The 2,158-nt window shown below is 57.5% G+C and carries 2 protein-coding genes and 1 pseudogene; all 3 read right to left on the bottom strand.

Annotation, left to right across the window (positions count from 1 at the left end; translation table 11 throughout):
• Positions 1 to 59: 59 nt before the first annotated feature.
• Positions 60 to 440, bottom strand: coding sequence for a hypothetical protein (locus tag ACCAA_RS04660; protein ID WP_186406077.1), 381 nt, complete (start codon positions 438 to 440; stop codon positions 60 to 62).
• Between the two features lie 94 nt (positions 441 to 534).
• The gene (locus tag ACCAA_RS04655) at positions 535 to 1,941 is read right to left on the bottom strand and encodes a DUF1254 domain-containing protein (RefSeq protein ID WP_186406076.1); all 1,407 of its coding nucleotides are present in this window, start codon (positions 1,939 to 1,941) and stop codon (positions 535 to 537) included.
• Positions 1,938 to 2,158, bottom strand: a pseudogene (locus ACCAA_RS21765) (hypothetical protein); the annotation flags it as partial. The gene ACCAA_RS04655 and the pseudogene ACCAA_RS21765, both read right to left, overlap by 4 nt.

The following is a 2,158-nucleotide window of genomic DNA, read 5'->3' as shown; positions in this document are numbered from 1 at the left end:
GCCCGGGCTCGTCCAACAAACGGATCAGATCGTGGCTTCGCACGATCTATCCTTATTCGTTAGGCCCCTGTGAGCAGTTGCTTGACTTCATGTTGCACAGACTCCAGATCGATTCTCTTGAGTAGCACTGCTTCTTGAGACCATTTCAAAGGCTCGGACCAGTACTGCGACTTGTCATTTAATCGGGCTGCGAGTTCTCCGCTTGCGTGTCGAGCTTTGGTTGCCGCATCGGCCCAAAGTTCTGCAAGCTCAAACTCGCGCGCTCGGTCAGCTGGACCATCGGCTCCCTTTGCCTCAATGTACTTCCTTGTGGCGATGAGCGCCTTGTTCATTGCGTCCAGGGCGAGCGTCTTTTGTTCATCTTTGACGCTGCGGTTCTTCTGGAACCATGCAAGAAGACTTTGAAGCGGGCCGAGGAAGACTGTGAGTTCTGCTGCCATCGCTACCTCCTATCCAAAGGGGCCTAACGTCCCGGTTCAGCGGCGGCGTGCCAGCGCCGTCCGCTGCAACCGGTTGTTAGCTGGCTATCTGCGTTCAGCTCGCCTTCTCGATGTCCGGCAACTTCCAGCTCTTGTCCATAATCGCCTTCTCCGGTCCATACACTCGGAACCATGGGAACCATTTCTGACCGGGCTGGGTGTAAAGCCAGTTGGACTCCTGACCTGCGGGCGGCTTCGGGCCAAAGTAGAGATCCACCGTGCCGTCGGCGTTCTTCTTCAAGTCAGTGTTGAGCGAACCGAGAGTGAGGTTCGGTGCGTTGAGGAAGAAGCTGCTGGTTTCCAGACTATAGACCGTGGCGGACCAGAATTGTCTCACCGGCACGTTTGCCGGAACGTGCAGCTTATAGTTGTTTCCGCCTTCGAGCGGGTTGCCGTCGTGGTCATGAAAAGATGCGAAGTAGAAACTGCCGGTGCCGAGCTTGGCCGTCGGGCAGAAATACTGGGAGAGGGCGATAGCTCGTGAATCCACGGCAAAATAATTCGGAACCTCCCAATGGAAAGCGGTCGGCATGGTAATGGGCGGGGTCGGGATGACCCACTGGCTGTCCGGCCACCACGGAGTGCCATCCTTTGTCGCCCTGTCCATCAACCACGCGTGTGCTTCTGCCGCCGCGGAATTCAACTGCGTCACGGTCGCCGCGTCAGGTTTGAATTCTTTGCCCTTCTCGATGCCGAGCGGCAGGAGCATCCCCATCATTGCCAAGTCGCGAGGCTGCACCGTTTCCTCGTTGACCATGCGGGCGAGGCTGGTGAAGAAACTGGCGTCATAGTGCACCAGGCCATTGAACATCACATTGCTCATGTCCAGCAGCCGCTGCGCGGGCGGGTTGGCTGCCTGCGACAAGGGATAGACCTTGACCTGCTTCACGAGATCATTGCCCGCCTTCAAATCCGCTTCGGAACTGGAATCCAAAATGGAACGCAGCAGCGTCATGGTGTTGTAGGTTGCAGGGCGGACGACGGTATAACCATCCGGCACGGCTCCCTTGTAGTTGGGTGGCAGCACGAGATACTTGCCGCCCTTGCCCTCGAAACCTATGTCCGTGAGCGGCGCATACCACGCATCTTCAATCGTGCCGTAGAAGCTGGCACCGGGGACGGCAGGCGGCAATTCCACCACCACCGGCCCGTCCTGCTTGGTGTTGCAGAAGAAATACATGTAGCGCGTGTTGACGTTGGGTGTGGGCGATTGGTTCTTCCAACTGCCTTTGGGCCACCAGACGATGTCGTTGTACTTCGCCTTGCCATCGCGGAAGGCTGCTTGCTTCACGGTGTCCTCGCCCACGAGCGGCAGGCCCCAGATCACAGCATCAACTGCGCGGCGTTCAACCAAACTGCTCTGCAGTTCCTCGGAAGAAAGGGTCTGTCCAGACACGTTAAGCGCCGGGAAGGCGAGGGCTGTCAGTGTGAAAAGGAACATCCATAGTCGAATCATTTTCATTCTCCAAAGGTCCTGAATAGGAGCCAGCTAACGTTGTTATCGGGAGACAGTTTTGCTGCATAACTCCGGCGCCTGCTCCCTAACTCGACGCCCTGCATCGCGCTGGAAAGCGCTTCCCAGCAGGCTTTCCCGCGTACCGTTGCTGCTTCTACATGGGCCTTGATCATCATTCCGGCCAAGGCCCGGTGCTGGGCTTGGTGAAAGTCTTGCGGGAGAG

The organism is Candidatus Accumulibacter aalborgensis, from assembly GCF_900089955.1.
GTDB lineage: Bacteria > Pseudomonadota > Gammaproteobacteria > Burkholderiales > Rhodocyclaceae > Accumulibacter > Accumulibacter aalborgensis.
Note: the sequence above shows the minus strand (reverse complement) of the source record. Positions and strands in the feature narration are given on the sequence as shown.

Coding starts and splice junctions, on each gene's coding strand:
- ACCAA_RS04655 (WP_186406076.1), bottom strand. CDS start 1,941: ATGAAAATGATTCGACTATGGATGTTCCTTTTCACACTGACAGCCCTC.
- ACCAA_RS04660 (WP_186406077.1), bottom strand. CDS start 440: ATGGCAGCAGAACTCACAGTCTTCCTCGGCCCGCTTCAAAGTCTTCTT.